This window comes from Planococcus faecalis (genome assembly GCF_002009235.1).
GTDB classification, from domain to species: Bacteria; Bacillota; Bacilli; order Bacillales_A; family Planococcaceae; genus Planococcus; species Planococcus kocurii.
Genome location: NZ_CP019401.1, coordinates 1,133,927 through 1,158,901 on the forward strand (window position 1 = coordinate 1,133,927; position 24,975 = coordinate 1,158,901).

Below are 24,975 nucleotides of genomic sequence, written 5' to 3' on the forward strand. Positions count from 1 at the left end.
GTAAAAGGGGCGGGGAACTTACCCCGCTCCTTATTTTTTTGAATACAAATAGGAGGTATTTTCATGCAGCAGAAAATGACCATGAAAGATTTGGATTTGAAAGGAAAACGGGTATTTTGCCGTGTCGATTTTAACGTACCGATGTCAGATGGTAAAGTGACGGATGATACGAGAATCCGTGCAGCTGTACCGACGATCGAATACTTAGTCGATCAAGGCGCTAAAGTAATTTTGGCTAGCCATTTAGGTCGTCCGAAAGGTCAAGTCAATGAAGAAATGCGACTGGCTGCAACAGGCGTCCGTTTAGGCGAATTGTTACATAAAGAAGTGAAAAGCCTGGACGAATCAATCGGCAAAAAAGTAGAACAGGACATTTCAACGATGCAAGAAGGCGACATCATCTTACTTGAGAACGTCCGCTTCCATGAAGGTGAAGAAAAAAATGACGACAAACTTGCACAAGCATTTGCTTCGCTAGCAGACGTTTTCGTTAACGATGCATTTGGAGCAGCTCATCGTGCTCATGCTTCAACAGCAGGCATTGCGAGTCATTTACCGGCGGTATCAGGCTTACTGTTAGAAAAAGAGTTAGAGGTTTTAGGCAAAGCTTTGTCTGAGCCAGAACGTCCGTTCACGGCAATAATCGGCGGCGCGAAAGTAAAAGACAAAATCGGCGTCATTGATCATTTGTTAGATAAGGTAGATAATTTAATTATTGGCGGAGGGTTATCCTACACATTTATAAAAGCGCAAGGTTACGAGATCGGAAACTCTCTTGTTGAAGAAGATAAATTAGATTTGGCTAACTCATTTATTGAAAAAGCAAAACAAAAAGGCGTTAAATTTTATTTGCCGGTAGATGCAACTGTAGCTAACGAATTTTCAAAAGATGCCGAAACCAAAAGTGTGAAAATCACGGAAATCCCAGCTGACTGGATGGGCTTAGACATTGGTCCTGAAACGGTAGCGTTATATGCGGATGTTATTAAAAATTCGAAGTTGATTATTTGGAATGGACCGATGGGTGTTTTTGAAATGCCTGCATTTGAAAATGGCACGAAATCTGTCGCACAAGCAATGGCTGAAACTTCAGGTTACACCGTAATCGGTGGTGGAGATTCAGCAGCAGCTGTTGAAAAATTCCATGTGGCTGAACAAATGGATCATATCTCTACAGGCGGAGGCGCTTCACTAGAGTTTATGGAAGGTAAAGATTTACCAGGTGTCAGCGCGTTAACAAACAAATAAATAAGATAGCTAAACTGAAAGGGAGTGCTCTTGTGAGAAAACCAATTATTGCAGGAAACTGGAAAATGTACAAAACCGCTACAGAGGCAAAACAATTTGTTGAAAAAGTGAATGGCTTAGTGCCAGCATCTGATAAAGTAGACGCTGTTATTTGCGCACCAGCATTATTCTTGGCACAACTAGTTGTGTCTGCAGAAAATAGTCCGCTTCAAATCGGAGCACAAACAATGTCAGAGCAAGACGAAGGTGCCTATACAGGCGAAATTAGCCCTGTCCAACTAACGGATATTGGCGTTAAGTATGTCATTATTGGACATTCAGAACGTCGCCAGTATTTCAATGAAACAGACGAGTCAGCCAACCAAAAAGTAAAAGCTGCTTTTACTCATGGGTTAGTGCCGATTCTGTGTGTTGGCGAAACACTTGAACAACGTGAAAATGGAGAAACGGGATCTGTCGTTGAAGCACAAGTAGAAAAAGGAGTCGCTGGTTTGACTGAACAACAAATCACTCAATTGGTTATTGCTTATGAACCTATTTGGGCGATTGGCACAGGGAAAACAGCTACTGCTGAAGACGCCAACGAAGTTTGTGGAATCATTCGCAAAAAAGTAGCATCTTTGTATCAGAATGAAGCAGCTGAGCAACTGCGTATTCAATACGGCGGCAGCGTAAAGCCAGCAAACGTAGATGAGTTAATGACAATGGAACATATTGACGGAGCATTAGTTGGAGGCGCAAGCCTAGAAGCCGAGTCATTTGTTAAATTGTTGGAGGCTGGTTCGCATGCGTAAAACTGAACACCCAGCGGCTCTTATCATTTTAGATGGATTTGGCTGCCGTGAAGAAAGTTTTGGTAATGCAGTAGCACAGGCTAATAAGCCGAATTTTGATCGTTTATGGGAGACTTATCCACATGAATTACTGACCGCTTCAGGTGAAGCGGTTGGGTTGCCTGAAGGACAAATGGGTAATTCAGAAGTAGGTCACTTGAATATCGGTGCTGGCCGAGTGGTTTACCAAAATTTAACGCGTATCAATAAAGCAATTCGTGATGGCGATTTTTACGAAAATCCAGCATTTCTTGAAGCGATTGCGAACGCGAAAAGCCGCGGCAAAGCGCTTCATATATTGGGGTTATTATCTGATGGCGGCGTTCATAGCCATTATGAGCACCTTTTTGCTTTATTGCGACTTGCTAAACAGCAAGGATTAACAGAAGTTTATGTTCATGGCTTCTTAGATGGGCGCGATGTGGGACCAAGGACTGCGCTTAAATACGTAGAGCAAGCTGAACAGCAAATGACAGAAATTGGTATTGGGAAATTCGCGTCGATTAGCGGACGGTATTATGCAATGGACCGTGATCAGCGCTGGGAACGTGCCGATTTAGCATATCGCGTTTTAGTTGACGGCGTTGGAAAAATGGCGGAATCGGCAACTGCCGGTATTGCTACTTCTTATGAAGAAGGCGTTTCGGACGAATTTGTTCTACCATTCGTAATCGAAGAAGATGGCAAACCAGTAGCAACCGTCGACTCAGGCGATTCACTAATTTTCTTTAACTTCCGACCGGACCGTTCGATTCAGTTAACAAAAGCATTTATTCGTGAAGATTTTGTTGGATTCCCATTAAGTGCTAAGCATCCGAGAGCATTAAGCTATATCACCTTTACTTCTTATAGTGAAGATTTGCCGACGCGTGTAGCATTTGAAACATTGAACTTGGAAAATACCATTGGTGAAGTGTTATCCGCAAATGGACTAACGCAACTGCGCATTGCAGAAACCGAAAAATACCCACATGTTACGTTCTTTATGAGTGGTGGACGTGAAGACGTTTTTCCTGGAGAAGATCGTATTCTCGTTGCTTCGCCAAAAGTTGCAACTTACGATTTGCAACCTGAAATGAGTGCTTACGAAGTGACCGACCGTCTAGTTGAGCAAATTGAAGCGGGTGCGCACGACGCCATCATCTTGAACTTTGCGAACCCGGATATGGTTGGCCATAGTGGGATGCTGGAACCTACGATTCGTGCCATTGAAGTAGTGGACGAATGTCTAGGTCGTATAGTTGATGCGCTACATGCTCAGGGTGGCTCGGCGTTGATTACTGCCGATCACGGCAATGCTGACGAAGTCCGTACTCTTGAAGGACAGCCAATGACCGCACATACGACCAATCAAGTCCCAGTAATTTTAACGAAGTCAGGTCATGAACTTCGTAAAGGCGGCATTCTTGCTGACTTAGCACCAACCATTTTAAAAATGCTAAATGTAGAACAACCGGTTGAAATGACCGGAAAACCATTATATTAAAGGGAGCTGTTTTAATTGCCAATTATTACACATATTCAAGCACGCGAAATTTTAGATTCACGAGGAAACCCAACAATTGAAGTTGAAGTATTCACAGAAAGCGGCGCTTTTGGTCGCGCAATCGTACCATCAGGCGCATCTACTGGTGAACACGAAGCTGTAGAGCTACGTGATGGCGATAAGAGCCGTTATCTAGGTAAAGGTGTCTTAAAAGCAGTAGAAAACGTTGATGGTGAAATTGCTGAAGCATTAGAAGAAAAATATTCAGTGCTTGATCAAGTATCAATCGACAAAGCGATGATCGAATTAGACGGTACTGAAAACAAAGGGCGTTTAGGCGCTAACGCAATTCTTGGTGTTTCTCTAGCCGTTGCACATGCAGCAGCAAACTACTTGGATATGCCTCTTTACCAATACTTAGGCGGTTTTAACGCGAAGCAACTGCCAGTTCCAATGATGAACATTTTAAACGGCGGCGAACACGCTGACAACAACGTAGACATCCAAGAATTCATGGTAATGCCAGTTGGCGCAAAATCGTTCCGTGAAGCTGTTCAAATGGGAGCAGAAATTTTCCACAACTTAAAAGCTGTATTAAAAGAAAAAGGCTATAATACTTCTGTTGGAGATGAAGGCGGATTTGCTCCGAACCTTGGTTCAAATGAAGAGGCATTAACGACAATCATGGAAGCAATTGAAAAAGCTGGATACAAACCAGGTTCAGACATCTTGCTTGCAATGGACGTTGCATCTTCTGAAATCTACGACAAAGAAAAAGGTGTTTACAACCTGCCAGGCGATAATACAGTGAAAACATCTGCTGAAATGGTTGACTGGTACGAAGAGCTTTGCAATAAATACCCAATCATTTCAATCGAAGATGGCTTAGATGAAAACGACTGGGCTGGACATAAATTATTGACAGAACGAATCGGTGACCGCGTTCAATTAGTTGGAGACGATTTATTCGTAACGAACACGAAAAAATTGGCTCAAGGAATTGAAGAAGGCATCAGTAACTCAATCTTGATCAAAGTAAACCAAATCGGTACATTAACAGAAACATTTGATGCGATTGAAATGGCGAAACGTGCGGGCTACACAGCAGTTATCAGCCACCGTTCAGGCGAGTCTGAAGATGTAACAATCGCAGACATCGCAGTTGCGACAAACGCTGGACAAATCAAAACAGGTGCACCGTCACGTACGGACCGCGTTGCGAAGTACAACCAATTACTACGCATCGAAGATCAGTTGTTCGAAACGGGTCAATATCTAGGATTGAAAACTTTCTATAACTTGAAAAAATAAAGCGATAGAAAGTAGAATTTGATTGAAGTTAAATAATTGATAAATCAAATTTTCTGATTTGACTTTTAGAAAATAGAGGGCATTTGCCTTCTATTTTCTATTGCTATTGTCACCGGTCACAATTTTTGGTAAACTTAGTTTTGTTGTGAACGTTCGTTTCAGGAGGTGGAATTTATGCATACGTTGTTAATGACATTACTCGTCATCGTATCGCTCGCATTAATCGTAGTCGTTTTATTGCAATCCGGAAAAAGTGCAGGTCTTTCAGGAGCCATCTCCGGTGGAGCAGAGCAACTTTTCGGCAAGCAAAAAGCTCGTGGCTTGGACTTAGTCTTACACCGAGTAACGATTGTACTTGCTGCCTTATTCTTTATTCTGGCTATTGCCGTAACGAAAGTTTAATGTAGATGATTAAATCGCCTGACCATACATGGTTGGGCGTTTTCTTTTAGTATTGAAATGGAGGAATTGTTATGCGGATTTCGCAACCAAAACCATTTTTCTTCAAATCTGGACCTCGAGCAGTACTTCTTTTGCATGGATTTACTGGGAATTCGGCGGATGTAAGGATGTTAGGTCGTTTTCTAGAAACAAAAGGATATACGAGCATTGCACCGCATTACGCAGGTCATGGTGTGGCACCTGAGGAATTGGTAGTCACCGGTCCAGTAGATTGGTGGAAAGATGTAGAGCAAGCATATGATGCGCTGATAGAAGAAGGCTATACAGAAATTGCCGTGGCTGGACTGTCACTTGGTGGCGTATTTAGCCTGAAATTAGGGTATACAAAACCTATTAAAGGAATTGTCACGATGTGTGCACCTATGTACATGAAAACTACAGATCTCATGTATGAAGGTGTTTTAAAATATGCACGCGATTACAAGGGATTTGAAGGGAAAAGTGCTGAGCTTATCGAAAAAGAGATGCAGGCATTGAAAGAGCAGCCGATGGAATCGTTAGCCGATTTACGCGCCTTGGTTGAAGAAGTCAAAGAACATGTAGACCATATTTATGCGCCTTTGTTCGTTGCCCAAGGTAGACTGGATACGGTGATTAATACAGATTCGGCTAATGTCATTTACGATAATGCGGAATCAACCGATAAAAACATCAAATGGTACGAAAACTCAGGGCATGTCATTACGCTTGATAAAGAGAAAAAGCAATTGCACGAAGACATTTTCACATTTTTCGAATCACTTGATTGGAGTGTGTGAACGGTCATAAAGGAGGAGTTAGATTTGGGGAATCCCGAAAGTTCATTAGAACAGCGCTTATTGGTTTTCATGCGTGAAGAAGCATATAAGCCGCTGACTGTACAGGAAATAGAAGAGCAATTCGGTTTTGAAAATGCCGATGAATTCGAGAAATTGGTCAAAACTTTGGTTCGTTTGGAAGAATCTGGAACACTTATCCGTTCAAGATCAAACCGCTACGGTGTGCCAGAACGAATGAATTTGATGCGCGGAAAATTCATTGGGCATCCAAAAGGTTTTGGTTTTGTGGCACCTGAAGAAGCGGGCTTGGACGATGTGTTTATTCCACCGACGGAAGTAAATGGTGCGGTAAACGGCGATACAGTTATGATTCGCGTCTCAGAAGGGTCATCTGGTGATCGACGCGAAGGCGCGATTATTCGAATCCTTGAACGCGGAACGACAAAAGCTGTTGGTACATTCCAAGAAAACAAAGGATTTGGCTTTGTCGTAACAGATGATAAAAAAATGAATATGGATATCTTTATAGCTAAAGGTGATACGTTAGGTGCTGTTGATGGCCATAAAGTAGTAGTTGAAATCACGGGATGGCCTGAAGGCAGAATGTCTGCGACGGGTATGGTGACGCAAATTTTGGGTCATAAAAACGATCCAGGCGTTGACATTCTTTCGATTATTCATAAATATGGCATTGAAACGGAGTTTCCGCCTGATGTTTTAGAACAAGCGAACAACGTGCCAGACGAAATCGACCCGGCAGATCTTAAGGATCGCCGTGATTTACGTAACGAGCAAATTGTAACGATTGATGGAGCGGATGCTAAAGATTTGGATGATGCTGTTCAAGTTGTAAAATACGAAGACGGTACGTACAAATTGGGTGTGCATATCGCAGATGTTAGCCATTATATGACGGAAGGGTCTCCAATGGACCGTGAAGCTTATGACCGTGCAACGAGTATTTACTTGACTGACCGTGTGATTCCAATGATTCCGCATCGCTTGTCGAATGGTATTTGTTCATTAAATCCACAAGTTGACCGTTTGACTTTGTCTTGTGAAATGATTTTCAATGACCAAGGTGAAGTGCAGTCTCACGATATTTTCCAAAGTGTTATTAACACATCCGCACGTATGACCTATACGGACGTTTATGAAATTCTTGAGCAAGACAATCAAGAACTAAAAGAGCAGTACAGCGAATTGGTGCCCATGTTCGAATTGATGAAAGAACTAGCAGCAGTCTTGAGTAAGAAACGGATGCGTCGAGGTGCCATTGATTTTGATTTCAAAGAATCAAAAGTATTAGTAGATGAAAACGGCTACCCAGTAGACGTAGTTGTTCGCGAACGAACGATTGCTGAACGTCTAATTGAAGAGTTTATGCTAGCTGCTAACGAAACAGTAGCAGAACATTTTCATCATCTAGAAGTACCAGCAATTTACCGCATACATGAAGATCCAAAACCGGAAAAACTGCAACGCTTTTTCGAATTCGTTACAAATTTTGGTATTGTGGTCAAAGGTTCGGGTACACAAATCCACCCACGTGCATTGCAAGAAATCGTCGAATCGATTGCAGGAACTCCAGAAGAGCCAGTCATTTCTACGATGATGTTGCGTTCAATGCAACAGGCGAAATACTCGTCTGAAAGCTTAGGACATTTTGGCTTATCGACTGAATTTTATACGCATTTTACTTCACCGATTCGTCGTTATCCGGATTTGATCGTCCATCGCTTGATCCGCACGTATTTGATCGAAAAAGATTTGTCTCAGAAAACGATTGCACGTTGGGATGCGAACATGGATGACATTGCGACCCATACATCCGAGCGTGAACGCCGAGCAGTAGAAGCAGAACGCGATACCGATGCTTTGAAGAAATCACAGTTTATGGCTGATAAAATCGGGGAACAGTTTACCGGGATTATTTCTTCAGTAACGAACTTTGGCTTATTCATTGAATTACCGAATACCATTGAAGGGTTGGTTCACGTGTCTAACATGACCGATGATTATTACCGCTTTGATGATCGCAGCATGATGATGATTGGGGAACGTACCAATCGCCAATTCCGTATTGGTGACGAAATTGAAATCAAAGTAATTGGTGTTAAACCAGAAGAGTCATCCATTGATTTTGAAATTGTTGGCATGGTACAAACACCTCGTCGTACGAGAAAAGATCAGCCGAAAGTAATCCGTGCTGGTAAAAAAGACGGCGCTGGAAAACCAAGACGTGATGGCAAAAAGCCAGAAAGCGGCGGACCTACACGCAAGCCGAAAAATGCCAAGAAAAAGTTCTATGAAGGCGCAGCAAAGCAAGGGCGCAACAAGAAAAAATAAAATAGCGGCTCGAGGGCCGCTTTTTGAATCTAGCTGAGGTGAAACCACATGGCCAAAGGAGAAGGCAAAGTAATTGCCCAAAACAAGAAAGCCGGTTTTGATTTTTTCATTGAAGAAACAATCGAAGCAGGTATCGTCTTGCAGGGAACCGAAATTAAATCTGCACGAAATGGCAAAGTCCAATTAAAAGAATCGTTCGTCCGAATTCGTAACGGTGAAGCGTGGATTTCAAATATGCACATTAGCCCATATGATCAGGGAAATCAGTTTAACCACGATCCGACACGATCGCGTAAGCTATTGCTTCATAAAAAGCAAATTGCTAATTTGCTGGCGCACTCAAAAGTGCAAGGCTCCGCGATTATTCCGCTGAAAATGTATTTGAAAGACGGCTTTGCTAAAATTTTACTCGGTGTCGGTAAGGGTAAGAAAAACTACGACAAACGAGAAGATTTGAAGAAAAAAGATGCGAAACGCGACATTGCCCGAGCAATAAAAGAACACAACCGCTAGGGCTTGATGTCTGACCTTCGTTGCCTTATAATAAGGATATAGCACATGAAGCTGTTTATACATCTTCCGTGTCTCTTTTAATAAGGGGACGTTACGGATTCGACAGGGATGATCTGGGCTTGAGTTGCGCGTCGGAGGGTCGTCTCCGTCACAAACGTACTTATAACAACTGGCAAAACAAACCAAAACCTAGCATTCGCAGCGTAAGCTCGGATCTGCTTTATCTATCCGTCGCCCATGTGGCTAGGTAAAGCTCAACTTTAGTGGGATACACCGTTTGCTGCCATCTGAGGCAACCGGGAGAGATTCTCAGATTAGTGCCCAGGACGCCTGCTTATCGGCAGAATGGCGCATGAAACCTTAATAGATGAGCTACACGCGTAGATGCTTAAGTAGCGGAGTTTCTGGACGCGGGTTCGACTCCCGCCGTCTCCATAGTGAGATAAAAAACGTCAAAACCTTTACTGGTTTTGGCGTTTTTTGGTTCCTGCCCAACATTGACTTTCTGTTTATTTAAGATAGATCGAACCTCTACCAATCACGAACGTCCTATTACCATATGACGCTAAAAGAGGTGTCCGTATGGAGTTTAGGTATTTCTTGATGTTGCTTACAGGAAAAAGTTTACTCTTCTCCGGAGTCATCATGAAAAGCGGTTTCAGTTACCGATACGCATCGAATTTGGCGTTATAGGGATCGTTTTTATTGCATTTTCATTGTTCGTGTTTACACCAGGGAGTGCTGAAATAATGGCTGACTTTTTAAAATTAAGTAAGAGCTAGTTAAAATTAAAGTAGAAGTGATTCGAATCAAAAAATTACGAAGATCTATGACTTTCGTATTGCAACTGATTATTTTGAGGGAGTCTAATGATGGTAAGCGTGTTTATATAAGAAAAGCTTGCTGAATAATGTAGAATTTTTTTATTTCTAAATAATGTTAATAGACAAGGTGCAATGGTTATTGTTTTTACAGCTCTACAGAGTGTGCTACAATAATCCACATTATGTTTGAAGGGAGAATACCCATGATTAAAAAATGGTTTTTAACAATTGTACTTGGAGGATCCATGGTAGCGTTAGCTGCTTGTGGTGATGATACTGCTAAAGAAACAGAAGGTGAAGAAACACCGCAAGAAGAGGTAGCAACCGATCAAGAAAGCGCGGAGCAACCAGAAATGCCTGAACCTGATTTGAAAGACATTCCTGATGTCGTAGCAGAAGTAAATGGAGAAAAAATCGATAAAAAAGAATTTGAATCGACTTATACTGGACAATTCCAACAAATGGCGATGCAAGCACAAATGTCTGGTCAAGAAGTCGATCAGACTCAGTTAAAAGAGCAAGTTGCTGAAAGCCTAGTGGCACAAGAATTGCTTGTTCAAGAAACGAAAAACCAAAAGTTATCGGCAACGGAAGAACAGATCAATACAGCGTTAGAAGAATTGGCTCAGCAAAATGGCCTTAAGTCGTCAGATGAGTTATTGACAGCACTTGAAGAGCAAGGCGTTTCTAAAGAAGAAGTAATGACTCAAGTAGAATCGCAAGTAAAAATTGATCAGCTGGTTGCATCAGAAACTGGCGAAATCAAACTAACGGATAAAGAACTACAAACTTACTATGATGAAGCAAAAGCACAGCAAGAAGAGTCGGGTGGCGAAGAAATTCCAGCATTTGAAGAAGTCAAGCCACAGATTGAAGAGCAAATGAAGGCGCAAAAAGAAAGTGAAGCCACACAAGCGTTAATCGCAAAACTTCGCGAAAAAGCAGAAGTCACCATTAATTTATAAACCAACGAAAATCAGATTCCTTGTGAATCTGATTTTTTTTTTAATAAATAGATGGACAGGAGGCGCGTAGAAATGAATTTTATGCGGCAAAACCAGTTGTTTAGTTTTGAACAAGGATTCTGCTAGTAAAGGCGGCTGTATATGGATTCAAGCGATTCCTGCTATGGTAATTTAATGGGCTGTTTAATAATTTTTCGAATTTGTAGAAATCTTATTTTGATTTCTTTCAGGTTCTTTTTTTAGCCCGGCTAGTTTGACAGGAGCCGAAAATTTCCGTATCCTTTACACTTGTGATAAAGATAAACTTCAATCAGCGGGGGTCTTCATCCTCTGCTGTTTTTTAGTTCATCAATTCGGACTTTAGCGGTCAGCGGAATCTTGCACAGGCTGCAAGAATCTACTGACCGTTAAAGCGGCGATAAAAATGGAAGAGGAGAGGTACTATATGAAAAAAGTAACCAATGTATTTTGGATTGTACTTGCGCTCGTATTGTTAGCCATTGGCTTTGGCGCACTTGCACCTGATAGTTTTTCAGAAGTTACAGGGAATATAGAATCATTCCTAACAACTTCGTTCGGATGGTATTACTTATTAATTGTTTCCATCATCGTTTTGTTCTGTTTGTTTTTCCTCATCAGTCCGATGGGGCAAATCAAATTAGGGAAAGACTCAGACAAGCCTGAGTTTTCATTTGGAACATGGATTGCCATGCTGTTTTCAGCAGGAATGGGAATTGGTTTGGTATTTTGGGGAGCGGCAGAACCGCTGTCGCATTACGCGATTGATTCAGCAACCGCTGAACCTGGAACCGCTGAAGCGATGCGTGAGTCAATGCGATTCAGCTTTTTCCACTGGGGTATTCATGCATGGGCGATTTATGCCGTTGTGGCATTAGCACTTGCATATGCTCAGTTCCGAAAAGGAGAACCTGGCTTGATTTCGGCAACGTTAAAACCAATATTTGGAGACAAGATGAAAGGGCCTTGGGGAACGTTTGTTGACGTCATTGCGGTTTTCGCAACAGTTGTCGGTGTCGCAACGACTCTTGGCTTTGGCGCTATCCAAATAAACGGTGGTCTTGCGTATTTGTTCGATGGAATACCAGAAGATAGTTTTTCTGTTCAATTGGTCATCATTGCTATTGTGACGGTATTGTTTATGATTTCAGCGTGGTCTGGGCTAAGCAAAGGGATTAAATACTTGTCAAATACCAATATGGTGTTAGCTGTTGTACTATTGCTAGCCGTTATCATTCTTGGGCCAACCTTGTTGATTATGAATATGTTTACTGACACAATCGGTACGTATTTCCAAAACATCGTTGAAATGAGTTTCCGTGCAGCCCCAATCGATGGCGAAAATCGTGCGTGGATTGATGGCTGGACCATCTTTTACTGGGCTTGGTGGATTTCTTGGTCTCCATTTGTTGGTGTTTTCATCGCGCGTGTTTCCAAAGGTCGGACAATTCGTCAATTCTTACTAGGCGTATTGATGATTCCAACGTTTATCAGTTTCCTTTGGTTTGCGGCTTTTGGCACAACAGCAATCGATGTGCAACAAAGCGGAGTGGATTTGACTGGATTATTGACAGAGCAAACTTTGTTTGCTGTATTTAATGAATTGCCGTTTGGCGTGATTTTATCTGTTATTGCCGTATTCTTAATCACCACGTTTTTTGTTACTTCTGCCGATTCGGCAACATTTGTTCTCGGTATGCAAACAACAGGTGGATCGTTATATCCTCAAAACACAGTAAAATTAACTTGGGGGATTGCACAATCAGCTATCGCGGTCATTTTACTCTCGACAGGTGGACTGGATACATTGCAAACGGTGCTAATCATCGCGGCGTTCCCGTTCTCGATTATTATCCTACTCATGATGACATCCTTCTATAAAGCAGTAACAATTGAATACAAAGCAATTAAACGCAAACGTTAAAACCGCCGCTTTGGCGGTTTTTTCAATACATAGACGTTATAATAGAAGGGAAGCAATAAAAAGATGGAGGATTTTTATATGGAAAAACCACATGTGTTATTAATAGATGGAATGGCTCTTTTGTTCCGGTCGTTTTTTGCAACCTCAGCAGTCAACCAATATTTCCGCACAACAGAAGGATTAGCGACAAATGGCGTTCAAGGATTTACGCGACACGTGCTAGCGGCTAAAACGATGATGAAGCCGACACATATGGCCGTGTGCTGGGATATGGGATCTAAAACTTTCCGTACAGATCTTTTCGATGGCTATAAAGCCAATCGTCCGGCACCACCAGAAGACATGGTGCATCAGTTTGACTGGGCACAAGAAATTTCTGAGCAACTGGGTTGGAAAAATTATGGTGAAGCGGGGATTGAAGCAGATGACTTTATCGGGTCATTTACAAAGCAATGGCAGGGCCAAGTCGACTTTACCATCATCACCGGTGACAAAGATATGCTGCAACTATTATCGCCTTCTGTCAAAATTGCGTTTATGAAAAAAGGATTTCACGTTTACGATGTCTATACTGATGAGCGATTTATTGAAGAGTATGGCATTCAACCTTCGCAGTTTGCCGACGTTAAAGCGTTTATGGGTGACCCAAGCGATGGCTATCCTGGTGTTAAAGGGATTGGACCGAAGACGGCGCTTCAGCTGATTCAAACGTACGGCTCGACTGATGGTGTACTAAGAGCCATCGACGAATTAAAACCGGCACAGAAAAAGAAAATTGAAGAACACAAAGAAATGCTGCTGCTATCAAAAAAACTGGCTGTCATCAAATGTGACATCCAGTTGGATATGCCGCTAGATGAACTTGTTGTTCCTAGCTACACCAATGACCATATACAGTTATGTCGCGATCAACAATTATTGTTACTGGCTAAACAACTCGAAAAAAATGCCGAAGTTACGATCGATCCTTGGGCGTAATTTTCACAAAGGTCAGCACGTGTTGATTTGCTAAATAAGAAGCCGTCCGCATTTTGCTGGGGCGGTTTTTTTGTCCGTTGTCGTGAAAATAGAGAACAAGGTCAGCTGACTTTTCCTCAAAACCAATTAACGGGACCCAGTGGTAGCTATATAGCGGTTTAGAAAACCAACGAAAAGTAAAGTAGCGGTCAAACTTCATAGCAAGCGGTCGATTTGCCAACAATTCTTCTTTTACCTCGGACATATCGAGAACTTTTTTTGCCTCATACCGTTTGCCGCTGAGCTTCTGAAAATTTTTCAATAGTCTCCAAGTAAACAACCCGATGCGTGTAGAGCCGAGAAGTTGATACAGTTGATTGATACCAATATCAAGTTCTTCATGGTAGTGCATAATGGCAGCAATAGTCACAGGTCCACACGCAGAAGAACGATATTTTTTGAGAATACTTGTATCATGTTGGGAAAGACCTTGAAAAGCGATGAGTTTTTTCATGGCAATTTTACCTCCACGGAGTTTCTAACAATTAGTTTTATCACGTAGTCGTTAATTTTTTGTTTTCAGTGAGCAAACGTTCAAGAGCAGTTTTGAATGTTGTATAAAATTCCAGTTCGACTTGGATGCCAGCCCGGACGATTTCACGTACAAACAATGGATTAAATCCGACATAAATAGCACGCAGTCCCATTAAATTCAGAGTAGAATTCAACTGGCTCAGTTCACTTGCTAATCCGTCATAGTCGAATTCCATCAAGTTATCAGTTGTCACACCAGTAAAATCAAAGATGACACGTTCAGTATCGCGATGCTTTTCTGCGTAGGTTAATACAGTTGTACGAATCAAATCAAAGCGCTCTGAAAAAATAAAACCAGCGATTGGTACTAAAATGGTCTTTGGAACAACTGATGGAATTATCGGGGCAGACATATTTTTGATTAGCTTTTCATAATAAAGCAGTTGTTCTTTTAAATGGGTTATTTCCTGCTGTGGATCCATCTATATACCTCCAGGGTCTTGTAGTAAGTATGAATTTATTAAATGAAACATATGATAGACGCTTGAAAATTTTAGTAGAGAAAAAAGGAGTAGGCATGAGCCTACTCTTTTTGGTCGTTCAAAAATTCTGTAACAGATTCAGGTGATTTTGCGTTAGCGCTGTGAAGATGAGCTGTTTTCTCGCCGTTTTTGAAAATCAATAGACTTGGAATACCCATTACGTCATATTTTTCAGCAAGTTCTGGAAGTTCATCGCGGTTAACGTCTACCCATTGGTATTGGTTGTATTCTTCGACGATTGGATTGATAAACATATCCATTCTTCTGCAGTCTGGGCACCAACCAGCTTGAAATTTTACGATTACCGGTTGTTCGCCGTTTATAGCTTCGTTAAATTGTTCGTTCGTAGAAAGTGATTTCATTTAGATGGCCTCCTTATAGGTTCCCTTTCAGTTTACCGTGTATTTATAAAATGGCAAAGAATTTGTTTCTGAAAAATTAAGGGATTTTTTAGCGATTAAATATTGCGAAAAAAGAGAAAATAACTTACACTAAGAGACATAGGAGAACGTTCTATTTTTTTAAACTAAAAATGAATGAGTATTCATTCAAAAAAACAAGGAGGGTTTGCTAGTGGCTTACCAAATTAGAAAAGCGGCTGTACTCGGTTCAGGTGTTATGGGTTCGGGAATTGCAGCGCACCTTGCAAATATAGGAATTCCTGTATTATTGCTTGATATTGTTCCTCGTGAATTGTCAAAAGAAGAACAGGCAAAAGGATTTACTATGGAAGATAGTGTGGTCCGTAATCGACTTGCAACCGGCTCTATTCAGAAGTTACTTAAACAGAAACCAGCTCCATTAACAGCTAAAAAAAATCTTCAACTAATCACACCAGGAAATCTGGAAGATGATTTGGATAAATTAAAAGACATCGACTGGATTATCGAAGTTATTGTCGAAAACCTGGATGTAAAAAAATCATTATATGAAAAAATTGATAGCGTTAGAAAAGATGGCACCATTATTTCTTCAAATACATCGGGTATTAGCATTAATGCGATGGTCGAAGGGCGTTCGGAGGATTTCGGCAAACATTTCCTAGGAACTCACTTTTTCAATCCACCACGTTATTTGAAGCTGTTAGAAATCATTCCTGCGACAACGACTGCTCCAGAAGTTGTCGAATTCATGACGGCATTTGGGGAAAATCGTTTAGGAAAAGGTGTAGTTATTGCAAAAGATACACCAAACTTTATCGCTAACCGAATCGGTACATATGGTCTATTGGTTACGTTACGTGAAATGATGGCACGTGGCTATTCAATAGGAGAAGTTGACTCGGTAACGGGTCCACTAATTGGTCGTCCAAAATCAGCAACATTCCGTACACTTGATGTTGTTGGACTAGATACGTTCATGCATGTTTCCAAAAATGTCCATGATCAAACTTCAGGAGAAGAGCAAAAGGTTTTTGAAGCGCCTGAATTTATGACGAAAATGGTGCAAAATGGCTGGTTAGGAGCAAAGTCGGGACAGGGCTTCTTCTTGAAAAAAGACAAAGAGATTTTAGAACTTGATCCAGAGACGCTTGAATACCGCATAGCCGGTAAATTGAAAACGCCTTCACAAGAACTCGCGAAACAGCAAAAAGGTCTTGCAGCTAAAATGAAGACGCTTGTGTATGCAGAAGACCGCACCGGTGAATTGCTTTGGAGCATACTTGCTCCGACACTTTTGTATTCGGCTGAGTTAACTGGAGAAATCGCTGATGATATTGTTGCCATTGACAATGCCATGAAATGGGGCTTCGGCTGGCAACAAGGACCATTTGAAATTTGGGATGCCATTGGTGTTGAAAAATCAGTCCATAAAATGAAAGAACAAGGCCACACTATTCCAGCATTTGCACAAGCTTTACTAGACAGTGGAAACGAAACTTTCTATAAAGAAGAAAATAACGATGTGTACTTCTTTGATGGCACAACTTACCAGCCTGTCCCGGTAAATGAGAAAGTAATCGATTTAAAGCGCTATAAGAAAAAACACGGCGTTATCAAATCGAATTCGGGTGCTAGTTTGATTGATCTAGGTGATGGGATTGCGTTATTAGAGTTCCATTCACGTTCAAATGCGATTGGCTTAGATATTATGCAAATGATTAATTTCGCGGTCGACGAGGTCGAGAAAAACTTCAAAGGACTGGTCATTGGGAACCAAGGCAAAAACTTCTGTGTCGGTGCCAACCTCGGCATGATCTTGATGGAAGCACAAGATGATAATATGTTCGAACTCGATTTCACGATTAAAACGTTCCAAAATGCCATGATGAAACTCAAATACAGTAACAAACCGGTAGTAGCAGCACCATTTGGTATGTCTCTAGGCGGTGGTGCAGAAGTAACCTTGCCGGCCGCACACATTCAAGCTTCAATGGAAACGTATCTGGGTCTTGTCGAAGTGGGCGTGGGATTAATTCCTGGCGGCGGCGGAAACAAAGAACTTTATATGAAACAATTAAAAGGCTTACCGAATGGTGTAACAGTCGATTATCAAAACATCGCAACGAAAGTATTCGAATCAATAGCTATGGCAAAAGTTTCGACTTCAGCAGAAGAAGCACGTGAAAATAACTTCTTAAACTTTGTAGATGGTATTAGCGCCAATAGTGACCATTTAATTTACGATGCCAAACAGGCTGCTCTGTCATTATATGAAAATGGCTATCAAGCACCTTTACGTGAAAAAGTGCCTGTTCCCGGTGAACCTGGCTATGCAACGCTACTTTTAGGTGCAGAAGGTATGTTTATATCCGGCTATATTAGCGAACACGATTTAAAAATCGCTAAAAAGCTAGCATTTGTTCTAGCAGGCGGCAAAGTTCCATACGGCACAAAAGTAGATGAACAATATTTGCTTGATCTTGAGCGCCAAGCGTTCTTAAGCCTAGTCGCAGAACCGAAAACCCAGCAACGTATGCAACATATGCTGGTCAAAGGAAAACCATTACGTAATTAATCGTTGAGGATAAAAGGAGGAAATACACATGCGTGAAGCAGTAATCGTGGCCAGTGCTCGAACACCGGTCGGAAAAGCGACAAAAGGTTCTTTAGCGACTGTGCGACCGGATGATTTCGGTGCTTTAGTTGTCAGAGAAACGCTACAGCGAGCTGGTGGCTATGACGGGCCGATCGATGATTTAATCATGGGTTGCGCCATGCCAGAAGCAGAACAAGGCATGAACATCGCGCGTAACATCGGAGCACTTGCAGGATTGCCCGATACGGTTTCAGCCGTAACCGTTAACCGCTTTTGTTCATCAGGTCTTCAGTCGGTTGCCTACGCAGCAGAACGGATTATGGTCGGTTCAGCCGAAGCCATTATTGCAGGCGGTGTCGAATCAATGAGTATGGTACCGATGATGGGTAACGTCATTCGTCCCAATTCAAAACTAGCTGAAACAGCACCTCAATATTACATGAGCATGGGCCATACAGCAGAACAAGTTGCGACCAAATACGGTGTGAGCCGTGAAGACCAAGATGCCTTTGCAGTTCGCTCTCATGAAAAGGCAGCAGCAGCTATTGCAGCTGGAAACTTTGATGATGAAATCGTCCCTGTTGAAGTAACAAAACCTTATGTTGACGAAAACAATAAATACCAAGAAAAAACGTCTATGTTCGAAATGGACGAAGGTGTTCGTCACGGAACCAATTCGGATGGACTCGGAAAATTGCGCCCTGCTTTCTCAGCACGCGGCTCCGTGACAGCTGGGAACTCCTCACAAACGTCTGATGGTGCAGGCGCATTGCTCGTGATGGACCGCGAAAAAGCAGAAGCACTTGGACTCAAACCAATTGCTAAATTCCGTTCATTCGCAACAGGCGGTGTCCCACCAGAAATCATGGGAATTGGCCCAATCGTGGCTATTCCAAAAGCTTTGAAATTGGCAGGCTTAACAATTGATGACATTGATGTATGGGAACTAAATGAAGCATTCGCTTCTCAATCACTTGGTGTTATTCGTCACTTAGGTCTTGATATCGACAAAGTCAACTTTAACGGAGGTGCCATCGCTCTCGGACATCCGCTAGGTGCAACAGGTTCTATTTTAACCATTCGCATGATGAGTGAATTAAAACGCCAAGGCAAACAATTCGGTGTTGTAACCATGTGTATCGGCGGAGGAATGGGCGCAGCAGGCGTCTTTGAAATGCTGTAGAGAATAGGCGTAGGGTAATAGTCGCTTCGGCCGCTTTGGGCATGGCTCCCGCCATGAGCCGAGAAAAGCACTCGTCTCATAGCTTCGCCTAGCCCGTGGACGCGCCTAAGCTATTAGCTGTCTGTCGAAAAGATATTAAAACTCGATACCTATCAAAAGAAGAGAAAGTTCGCCATTAAAATTTAAAAGAATGAGCGGAAGGCGGCGACTCCTTGGGGATCAGGCCGAGATGAAGACCCTGGACTGAGCAAAGCGAGGGAAGCGGCTTCAGCCGGCCCCCCAGGAAAGCGTCCGCTTGAAGCGAATTCTTCAACCTATAACACTATAAGCAAGTAAAAACTAGGAGGAATTCATCATGGAACAAGAAAAAACATTGATCAAAGGCGGAAGCTTTTTAATCGAAGATGCAGACCTGTCGCGTGTGTTTACGCCGGAAGATTTTACTGAAGAGCAAAAAATGATCGCTAAATCAACAGAAGATTACGTCAACACTGAAGTAATGCCAGTTGTTGAAAAGTTAGAAAACCATGAATTTGAGCATTCGGTTCGTCTTTTAAAAACAGCAGGTGAGCTTGGCCTTCTAGGTGCTGATGTTCCTGAACAATACGGCGGTCTGGGATTAGACAAAATTGCTTCGGCCCTAATTGCTGAAAAAATGTCCAAAGCAGGTGGTTTCTCAATTACTCACGGAGCCCACGTAGGAATTGGTTCATTGCCAATCGTTCTTTTTGGTAACGAAGAGCAAAAACAAAGCTATTTGCCACGTCTAGCAACTGGCGAAATGATTGCAGCTTACGCATTAACAGAACCAAGTTCAGGGTCTGATGCATTGGGTGCGAAAACAGTAGCGAAATTAAATGAAGCGGGTACTCATTACGTCTTGAATGGTGAAAAACAATGGATCACCAATGCTGGATTTGCGGATGTCTTTGTTGTATATGCAAAAATTGACGGAGACAAATTCTCTGCGTTTATCGTTGAACGTGAATTCCCAGGTGTTTCTGTTGGACCTGAAGAAAAGAAAATGGGTATCAAATCGTCTTCAACTCGGACGTTAATTCTTGAAGACGCTGAAGTTCCTGTGGAAAATCTTTTGGGCGAAGCAGGACGTGGCCATATTATCGCGTTTAACATTTTGAACATTGGTCGTTATAAATTAGGAGTAGGGACAATTGGTGCCTCGAAACGTGCAATGGAATTGACAATTCCGTATACGAACCAACGCCAGCAGTTTAAAACACCGATTTCGTCTTTCAACTTGACGCGCGAAAAATTAGCAACAATGGCTTCTAAATTGTATGCAGTTGAAAGTTCTGTTTACCGTACTGTTGGCCTTTTTGAAGACCGAATGAGCGGGTTTACAGACGAGCAACAAGCAGACGGCAAGCTAGTGGCAGATTCAATTGCTGAATTTGCGGTAGAATGTTCGTTAAATAAGTTTTTCGGTACAGAAACGTTAGATTATATCGTCGATGAAGGCGTTCAATTGCATGGTGGTTACGGCTTTATGCAAGAATATGAAATTGAGCGCATTTACCGCGATTCACGCATTAACCGTATTTTCGAAGGCACCAACGAAATCAACCGGTTACTCGTACCAGGTACATTGTTGCGTAAAGCAATGAAAGGTGAATTGCCGTTATTGCAACACGCTCAAAAGTTACAAGAAGAGCTGTTAATGATGATGCCTGAAGAAGTAGGGACAGATGCATTAGACCAAGAAAAATACTTGGTGAAAAACGCGAAGAAAATTGCATTGCTCGCAGCGGGACTAGCGGCACAAACATACGGCACAAAACTAGAGGCCGAACAAGAAGTGCTAGTGAACATTGCCGATATCGTCAGCAACGTCTTTGCGATGGAATCTGTCGTGTTGCGTACTGAAAAAGCAATTGCCGCTTCAGGTGAAGAAAAAGCAAAACAAAAACTGTTGTATACACAAATTTATTGTCAAGAAGCGTTTGATCAGATCGAGCGAGATGCGAAAGAAACATTGATCGCGGCTATCGAAGGCGATAATCAACGCATGATGCTTTCAGCGTTGCGCAAATTAACGCGTTCAACTCCTTATAACGTTATTGCGAAAAAACGTGAAGCTGCTGTTAAGCTAATTGACGTAGAGAAATACGTCGTGTAAGAAGTTTTATGAAACAGGCAACTCCGTTAATTTGGGGGTTGCCTGTTTTTATTCATCGACCACAAGGCTTCTCTTTGGTAAGCTTAGAAAAAAGGGAGGTTTTAAGGTGATTACTTATTACGCATATCCAAAATGCATGACTTGCCGTAAAGGAAAAAGTTGGCTAGAACAAAACAAAGTGGAATTCAATGAAATACACATTGCGGAAAACCCACCAACTAAAGAACAATTAGCTCAAATGTATCAAGCGAGTGGTTTAGAATTGAAGAAGTTTTTTAATACGAGTGGTTTGGTTTATCGCTCACTTAGTTTAAAAGATAAGTTATCGACTATGAGCGAAGACCAGCAATTGGAACTACTTGCTTCTGATGGCATGTTGATCAAGCGTCCCTTGGCTTGGGATGGCAAAAAAGTGACACTTGGCTTTAAAGAAGCAGATTATCAAAATAGCTGGTTGTAAGCGAGTAGCACCATCTTGTATTTCGTGGCTGTTTATGTCAAACTGAATGTGAATGAACTACATAATTTGGAGGGGTCAAGATGAGCACACCAGCAGAACTTCGTTATTCAAAAGAACATGAATGGGTTAAAACCGAAGATGGCAATGCACGTATCGGTATCACTCATTTCGCACAAGCGGAACTAGGGGATATCGTTTTTGTTGAACTTCCACAAGTTGGAGACGAGCTAAAAAAAGATCAGCCTTTCGGCAGTGTTGAATCCGTTAAAACGGTTTCAGAATTGTATGCGCCAATTAGCGGAAAAGTAATCGAGGTTAACTCTGAACTTGAAGATAGCCCAGAATTTGTGAACGAGTCTCCTTACGAGCAGGCTTGGATGGTTGTAATCGAAGCCCCTTCTGAAGAAGAAGTTAATGCATTGATGACAGCAGACGAATACAAAGAAATGACCAACGAGTAATTACTGAAAAGCGCCTATCTTGGCGCTTTTTTTTATGACCGATAAGTGTTGTCAGCAGTTCGCATAAGTCATGGAAATGGACGTCAGCCTGTTCTATTGGTATTTTAAAACTAGATAAGTTGGTAAAAGAAACCGACTTTTCTATACTGCTTTGGGCTCAGCAAAGGAACGGGTTGCATAATCCACATCCTGTGGGCTCGAAAGCACTGCTGTTTTACGGAATATCAACAAGTGGAAATCATTAGTTCGACTTATATAAAGAGCTTTATCGCAATAAAACAAAAGTTTTCTTTTACCACTAAGTCTTAGAACTTTTCTTATTTTATATTTGATGGGGTGAGTGTTATGGGAAAGGTGATTGTTGTCGAAGGACTCAGTGATAAGTCGAGGATTACACCACTCATTGCAGAACCCGTGACCATTCTTTGTACAAATGGTACAGTAAGTGCATCGAGACTGGAAGAGTTACTATTACCGTACGAAGGTCAGGATATGATCATACTAGTAGATGCAGACTCTTCAGGAGAAAAACTGAGAAAACTCGTCAAGCGTGAATTTCCTGAAGCTCGTCATTTTTACATTAACCGAAATTATAAAGAAGTTGCAGCAACACCACTCCGGATATTGATGGATGTGCTCATCACAGCGAATATCCAGGTAAATAAGCTATTAACAGAGGGATGAAGAAAATGAATGAATGGACGCACAAAGAATGGATCAAAGAAAAGAATACGAATAAATCAACGGCTTATTATTTGTACGCGCCAATGTGTGGAACTTGCCAGGTTGCGTCTAAGATGCTATCAGTCGTCACCGAATTGTTACCGGATCTTCCAATGGGCAAAGCAAATTTAAATTACGTTCAAGAAATAGCGGATCTCTACGAAGTGGAGAGTGTACCGTGCTTACTTATAACAGAAGGTGGCAAACTAAAAGAGAAAATCTATGCTTTTCAATCAGTGCCATACTTGTATAGTAAGTTAAAACCTGTTGACGAATACAGTCGGTCATGGTAAATTAGTCTTCTGATAAAAAAACCAATTGCTTGTCTGAAATCTAGACAACAAGCGAAGAGTCAAATAGAATACAGTCCTTAAGTTTTCCGAAAATTTTATATCAAAACTCTTATTACGAGTGGTGGAGGGAAGTGCCCTATGAAGCCCGGCAACCGTCATGAAAATGAAATGGTGCCAAATCACACAAAGCGAAAGCTTTGGACGATGAGAGATTGGTTTCCGTATACTATACGTTTGCCCTTCTGCTCAGTTATGCGCGGAAGGGTTTTTTATTTTTAAGATTTAGGAGTGTTGGAAGAATGATTGAGTTAAAGCAAGTGACAAAAAAATTCGATACAGGCAAGGCAATTTTAACAGCTGTGGATCAAGTGGACTTATCCATTTCTGATGGAGAGATATTCGGTATTATTGGTTATAGTGGAGCAGGTAAAAGTACCTTAATCCGATTGTTGAATGGGTTAGAAAAGCCAACGTCAGGAACTGTAGAGATTAATGGACAAATTATCACAGCGATTAAAGGCGGAGAATTACGCAAGGCACGTCAGAAAGTCAGTATGATTTTCCAACATTTTAATCTACTATGGTCTCGTACAGTGAGAGAAAATATTGAATTTCCGCTAGAAATTGCCGGAGTGGCAAAAGCACAACGCGGAAATCGTGTACAGGAGTTAATTGAATTAGTCGGATTGACGGGTCGTGAAAACGCCTATCCTTCTGAGCTATCAGGAGGACAAAAACAACGCGTCGGTATTGCCCGGGCATTAGCAAATGACCCAGAAGTCTTGTTGTGTGACGAAGCGACATCAGCACTCGATCCAGAAACAACAGATGCCATTCTTGACTTGTTAGTAGACATCAATAAGCGATTGGGATTGACAATTGTATTGATTACTCATGAAATGCACGTCATCCGGAAAATTTGCCACCGTGTGGCTGTAATGGAAGGCGGACGAGTTGTAGAACTTGGCGACGTTTTACATGTATTCCAATCACCGAAAGAGGCAATCACGAAACGCTTTGTTGCGCAAGTAGCCGACAGTGGAGATTCACAGGAAACCATCAAAAACCTGCGGGAATTATACCCAACTGGCGAATTGGTGAAATTGGTTTTTGTTGGCGATCAAACCGAACAACCCATTTTAACTAAATTGATTCGCAGTCATGCCGTGGAAGTGAATATTGTTCAAGGCAATATCTCGCATACGCAGCGTGGCGCATACGGCACCTTAATCTTACAGCTTAAAGGGTCTCAAGCAGAAATTGAAGAAGCACTGGTATTTCTTCGCTCAGAAGATATTCAAGCGGAGGTGATGGACAATGATTGAATCATTATTTCCAAACGTAAAGTGGGACAGCATGTGGGAAGCTACTCTTGAAACACTTTACATGACCGCATTATCAACTGTATTTACATTTGTTATTGGTTTAGCACTTGGTATTATCTTGTTCTTAACAGCACCGAAACAATTGTGGGCAAACAAACTCGTTAATTGGCTGACTGGCGCATTCGTCAATATTTTCCGGTCAATTCCTTTTATCATCTTGATCATTTTATTGATTCCTGTCACTTTGTTCTTGATGGGATCGATTCGCGGACCGAATGCGGCTTTACCGGCATTAATCATTGGTTCAGCTCCATTTTATGCACGAATGGTGCTAATTGCGCTAAAAGAAATTGATAAAGGTGTGATCGAGGCGGCTCGTTCAATGGGTGCAACAACCGGCACCATCATTTGGAAAGTTTTATTGCCGGAATCAAAACCGGCATTGATATCCGGCATTACGGTCACGGCGATTGCATTGGTCGGCTATACAGCAATGGCCGGCATTATCGGCGCAGGTGGTCTTGGTACACTTGCTTTCCTCGACGGCTTTCAACGCAGTCGTGAAGACGTTACATTGATGGCAACAATCTTAATCTTAATCATTGTCTTTATCATTCAATACATTGGTGATTGGGTCACGATAAAAGCAGACAAACGGTAAAAACGGATTTTCCGTTCTATAAAACAACA

Annotated in this window: 23 protein-coding genes, 1 other RNA gene and 1 riboswitch; of the genes, 21 read left to right on the plus strand and 3 right to left on the minus strand. The window is 41.8% G+C overall.

Going from position 1 to position 24,975, the window contains the following annotated elements; genetic code table 11:
* Positions 1-63 precede the first annotated feature (63 nt).
* The 12 genes from AJGP001_RS05585 to AJGP001_RS05645 all read left to right on the plus strand — a co-directional run bounded on the left by AJGP001_RS05585 (position 64) and on the right by AJGP001_RS05645 (position 13,669).
* Positions 64-1,248, plus strand: coding sequence for a phosphoglycerate kinase (locus AJGP001_RS05585; RefSeq protein ID WP_071153688.1), 1,185 nt, complete (start codon positions 64-66; stop codon positions 1,246-1,248).
* Between the two features lie 32 nt (positions 1,249-1,280).
* A complete protein-coding gene (gene tpiA, locus AJGP001_RS05590) occupies positions 1,281-2,042 on the plus strand; it encodes a triose-phosphate isomerase (protein WP_058385896.1) in 762 nt (253 codons plus the stop codon).
* Entirely contained in the window at positions 2,035-3,567 is a 1,533-nt protein-coding gene (gene gpmI / locus AJGP001_RS05595) for a 2,3-bisphosphoglycerate-independent phosphoglycerate mutase (protein ID WP_071153689.1), read from the plus strand. The genes tpiA and gpmI overlap by 8 nt, the downstream gene beginning before the upstream one ends.
* A gap of 15 nt (positions 3,568-3,582) precedes the next feature.
* The gene (eno, locus tag AJGP001_RS05600) at positions 3,583-4,878 is read left to right on the plus strand and encodes a phosphopyruvate hydratase (protein ID WP_058385894.1); all 1,296 of its coding nucleotides are present in this window, start codon (positions 3,583-3,585) and stop codon (positions 4,876-4,878) included.
* 174 nt (positions 4,879-5,052) lie between these two features.
* Positions 5,053-5,280, plus strand: a complete 228-nt coding sequence (secG, locus tag AJGP001_RS05605) for a preprotein translocase subunit SecG (protein WP_008429540.1) — start codon at positions 5,053-5,055, stop codon at positions 5,278-5,280.
* A 71-nt stretch (positions 5,281-5,351) separates the two neighbouring features.
* Positions 5,352-6,098: an alpha/beta hydrolase gene (locus AJGP001_RS05610; RefSeq protein WP_058385893.1), complete on the plus strand. Its 747-nt coding sequence runs from the start codon at positions 5,352-5,354 to the stop codon at positions 6,096-6,098.
* Between the two features lie 24 nt (positions 6,099-6,122).
* Positions 6,123-8,447 carry a ribonuclease R gene (rnr, locus tag AJGP001_RS05615; RefSeq protein WP_078080236.1) on the plus strand — a complete coding sequence of 775 codons (2,325 nt, stop codon included), beginning with the start codon at positions 6,123-6,125 and terminating at the stop codon, positions 8,445-8,447.
* A gap of 48 nt (positions 8,448-8,495) precedes the next feature.
* Positions 8,496-8,960 (plus strand): SsrA-binding protein SmpB, encoded by a 465-nt coding sequence (gene smpB, locus AJGP001_RS05620; RefSeq protein WP_049694328.1) that lies wholly within the window; start codon positions 8,496-8,498, stop codon positions 8,958-8,960.
* Positions 8,961-9,044: 84 nt separating this feature from the next.
* Positions 9,045-9,398, plus strand: a transfer-messenger RNA (tmRNA) gene (gene ssrA, locus AJGP001_RS05625).
* Positions 9,399-9,987: 589 nt separating this feature from the next.
* Positions 9,988-10,749, plus strand: coding sequence for a SurA N-terminal domain-containing protein (locus tag AJGP001_RS05635; RefSeq protein WP_071153690.1), 762 nt, complete (start codon positions 9,988-9,990; stop codon positions 10,747-10,749).
* A 445-nt stretch (positions 10,750-11,194) separates the two neighbouring features.
* Complete coding sequence (locus AJGP001_RS05640) at positions 11,195-12,691, plus strand: glycine betaine uptake BCCT transporter (RefSeq protein WP_078080237.1); 1,497 nt, start codon at positions 11,195-11,197, stop codon at positions 12,689-12,691.
* Positions 12,692-12,769: 78 nt separating this feature from the next.
* Positions 12,770-13,669, plus strand: coding sequence for a 5'-3' exonuclease (locus tag AJGP001_RS05645; protein WP_078080238.1), 900 nt, complete (start codon positions 12,770-12,772; stop codon positions 13,667-13,669).
* Here the strand turns inward: AJGP001_RS05645 and AJGP001_RS05650 are convergent.
* The 3 genes from AJGP001_RS05650 to AJGP001_RS05660 form a co-directional block, all read right to left on the minus strand.
* Positions 13,647-14,162 (minus strand): hypothetical protein, encoded by a 516-nt coding sequence (locus tag AJGP001_RS05650; protein ID WP_078080239.1) that lies wholly within the window; start codon positions 14,160-14,162, stop codon positions 13,647-13,649. The genes AJGP001_RS05645 and AJGP001_RS05650 overlap by 23 nt on opposite strands.
* A gap of 40 nt (positions 14,163-14,202) precedes the next feature.
* Entirely contained in the window at positions 14,203-14,664 is a 462-nt protein-coding gene (locus AJGP001_RS05655) for an STAS domain-containing protein (RefSeq protein WP_078080240.1), read from the minus strand.
* Between the two features lie 101 nt (positions 14,665-14,765).
* A complete protein-coding gene (locus AJGP001_RS05660) occupies positions 14,766-15,086 on the minus strand; it encodes a thioredoxin family protein (RefSeq protein ID WP_078080241.1) in 321 nt (106 codons plus the stop codon).
* A 211-nt stretch (positions 15,087-15,297) separates the two neighbouring features.
* Between AJGP001_RS05660 and AJGP001_RS05665 the strand changes: the two genes are divergently transcribed.
* The 9 genes from AJGP001_RS05665 to AJGP001_RS05705 all read left to right on the plus strand — a co-directional run bounded on the left by AJGP001_RS05665 (position 15,298) and on the right by AJGP001_RS05705 (position 24,946).
* A complete protein-coding gene (locus AJGP001_RS05665; protein WP_078080242.1) occupies positions 15,298-17,682 on the plus strand; it encodes a 3-hydroxyacyl-CoA dehydrogenase/enoyl-CoA hydratase family protein in 2,385 nt (794 codons plus the stop codon).
* A gap of 28 nt (positions 17,683-17,710) precedes the next feature.
* Positions 17,711-18,886 carry an acetyl-CoA C-acetyltransferase gene (locus AJGP001_RS05670; protein WP_078080243.1) on the plus strand — a complete coding sequence of 392 codons (1,176 nt, stop codon included), beginning with the start codon at positions 17,711-17,713 and terminating at the stop codon, positions 18,884-18,886.
* A gap of 355 nt (positions 18,887-19,241) precedes the next feature.
* Positions 19,242-21,023: an acyl-CoA dehydrogenase family protein gene (locus AJGP001_RS05675; RefSeq protein WP_058385884.1), complete on the plus strand. Its 1,782-nt coding sequence runs from the start codon at positions 19,242-19,244 to the stop codon at positions 21,021-21,023.
* Between the two features lie 106 nt (positions 21,024-21,129).
* Positions 21,130-21,483, plus strand: coding sequence for an arsenate reductase family protein (locus AJGP001_RS05680; protein ID WP_078080244.1), 354 nt, complete (start codon positions 21,130-21,132; stop codon positions 21,481-21,483).
* Between the two features lie 80 nt (positions 21,484-21,563).
* On the plus strand, positions 21,564-21,944 hold the full coding sequence (gene gcvH / locus AJGP001_RS05685) for a glycine cleavage system protein GcvH (RefSeq protein ID WP_058385883.1): 381 nt from the start codon (positions 21,564-21,566) through the stop codon (positions 21,942-21,944).
* A gap of 345 nt (positions 21,945-22,289) precedes the next feature.
* The gene (locus AJGP001_RS05690) at positions 22,290-22,628 is read left to right on the plus strand and encodes a ribonuclease M5 (RefSeq protein WP_071153780.1); all 339 of its coding nucleotides are present in this window, start codon (positions 22,290-22,292) and stop codon (positions 22,626-22,628) included.
* A 5-nt stretch (positions 22,629-22,633) separates the two neighbouring features.
* Positions 22,634-22,960 (plus strand): thioredoxin family protein, encoded by a 327-nt coding sequence (locus AJGP001_RS05695; RefSeq protein WP_058385881.1) that lies wholly within the window; start codon positions 22,634-22,636, stop codon positions 22,958-22,960.
* Positions 22,961-23,066: 106 nt separating this feature from the next.
* A riboswitch (SAM riboswitch) is annotated at positions 23,067-23,171 on the plus strand.
* Positions 23,172-23,259: 88 nt separating this feature from the next.
* Positions 23,260-24,285, plus strand: a complete 1,026-nt coding sequence (locus tag AJGP001_RS05700; protein ID WP_058385880.1) for a methionine ABC transporter ATP-binding protein — start codon at positions 23,260-23,262, stop codon at positions 24,283-24,285.
* Positions 24,278-24,946 (plus strand): methionine ABC transporter permease, encoded by a 669-nt coding sequence (locus AJGP001_RS05705; protein ID WP_058385879.1) that lies wholly within the window; start codon positions 24,278-24,280, stop codon positions 24,944-24,946. Before AJGP001_RS05700 ends, AJGP001_RS05705 begins: the two co-directional genes overlap by 8 nt.
* Positions 24,947-24,975: the final 29 nt, after the last annotated feature.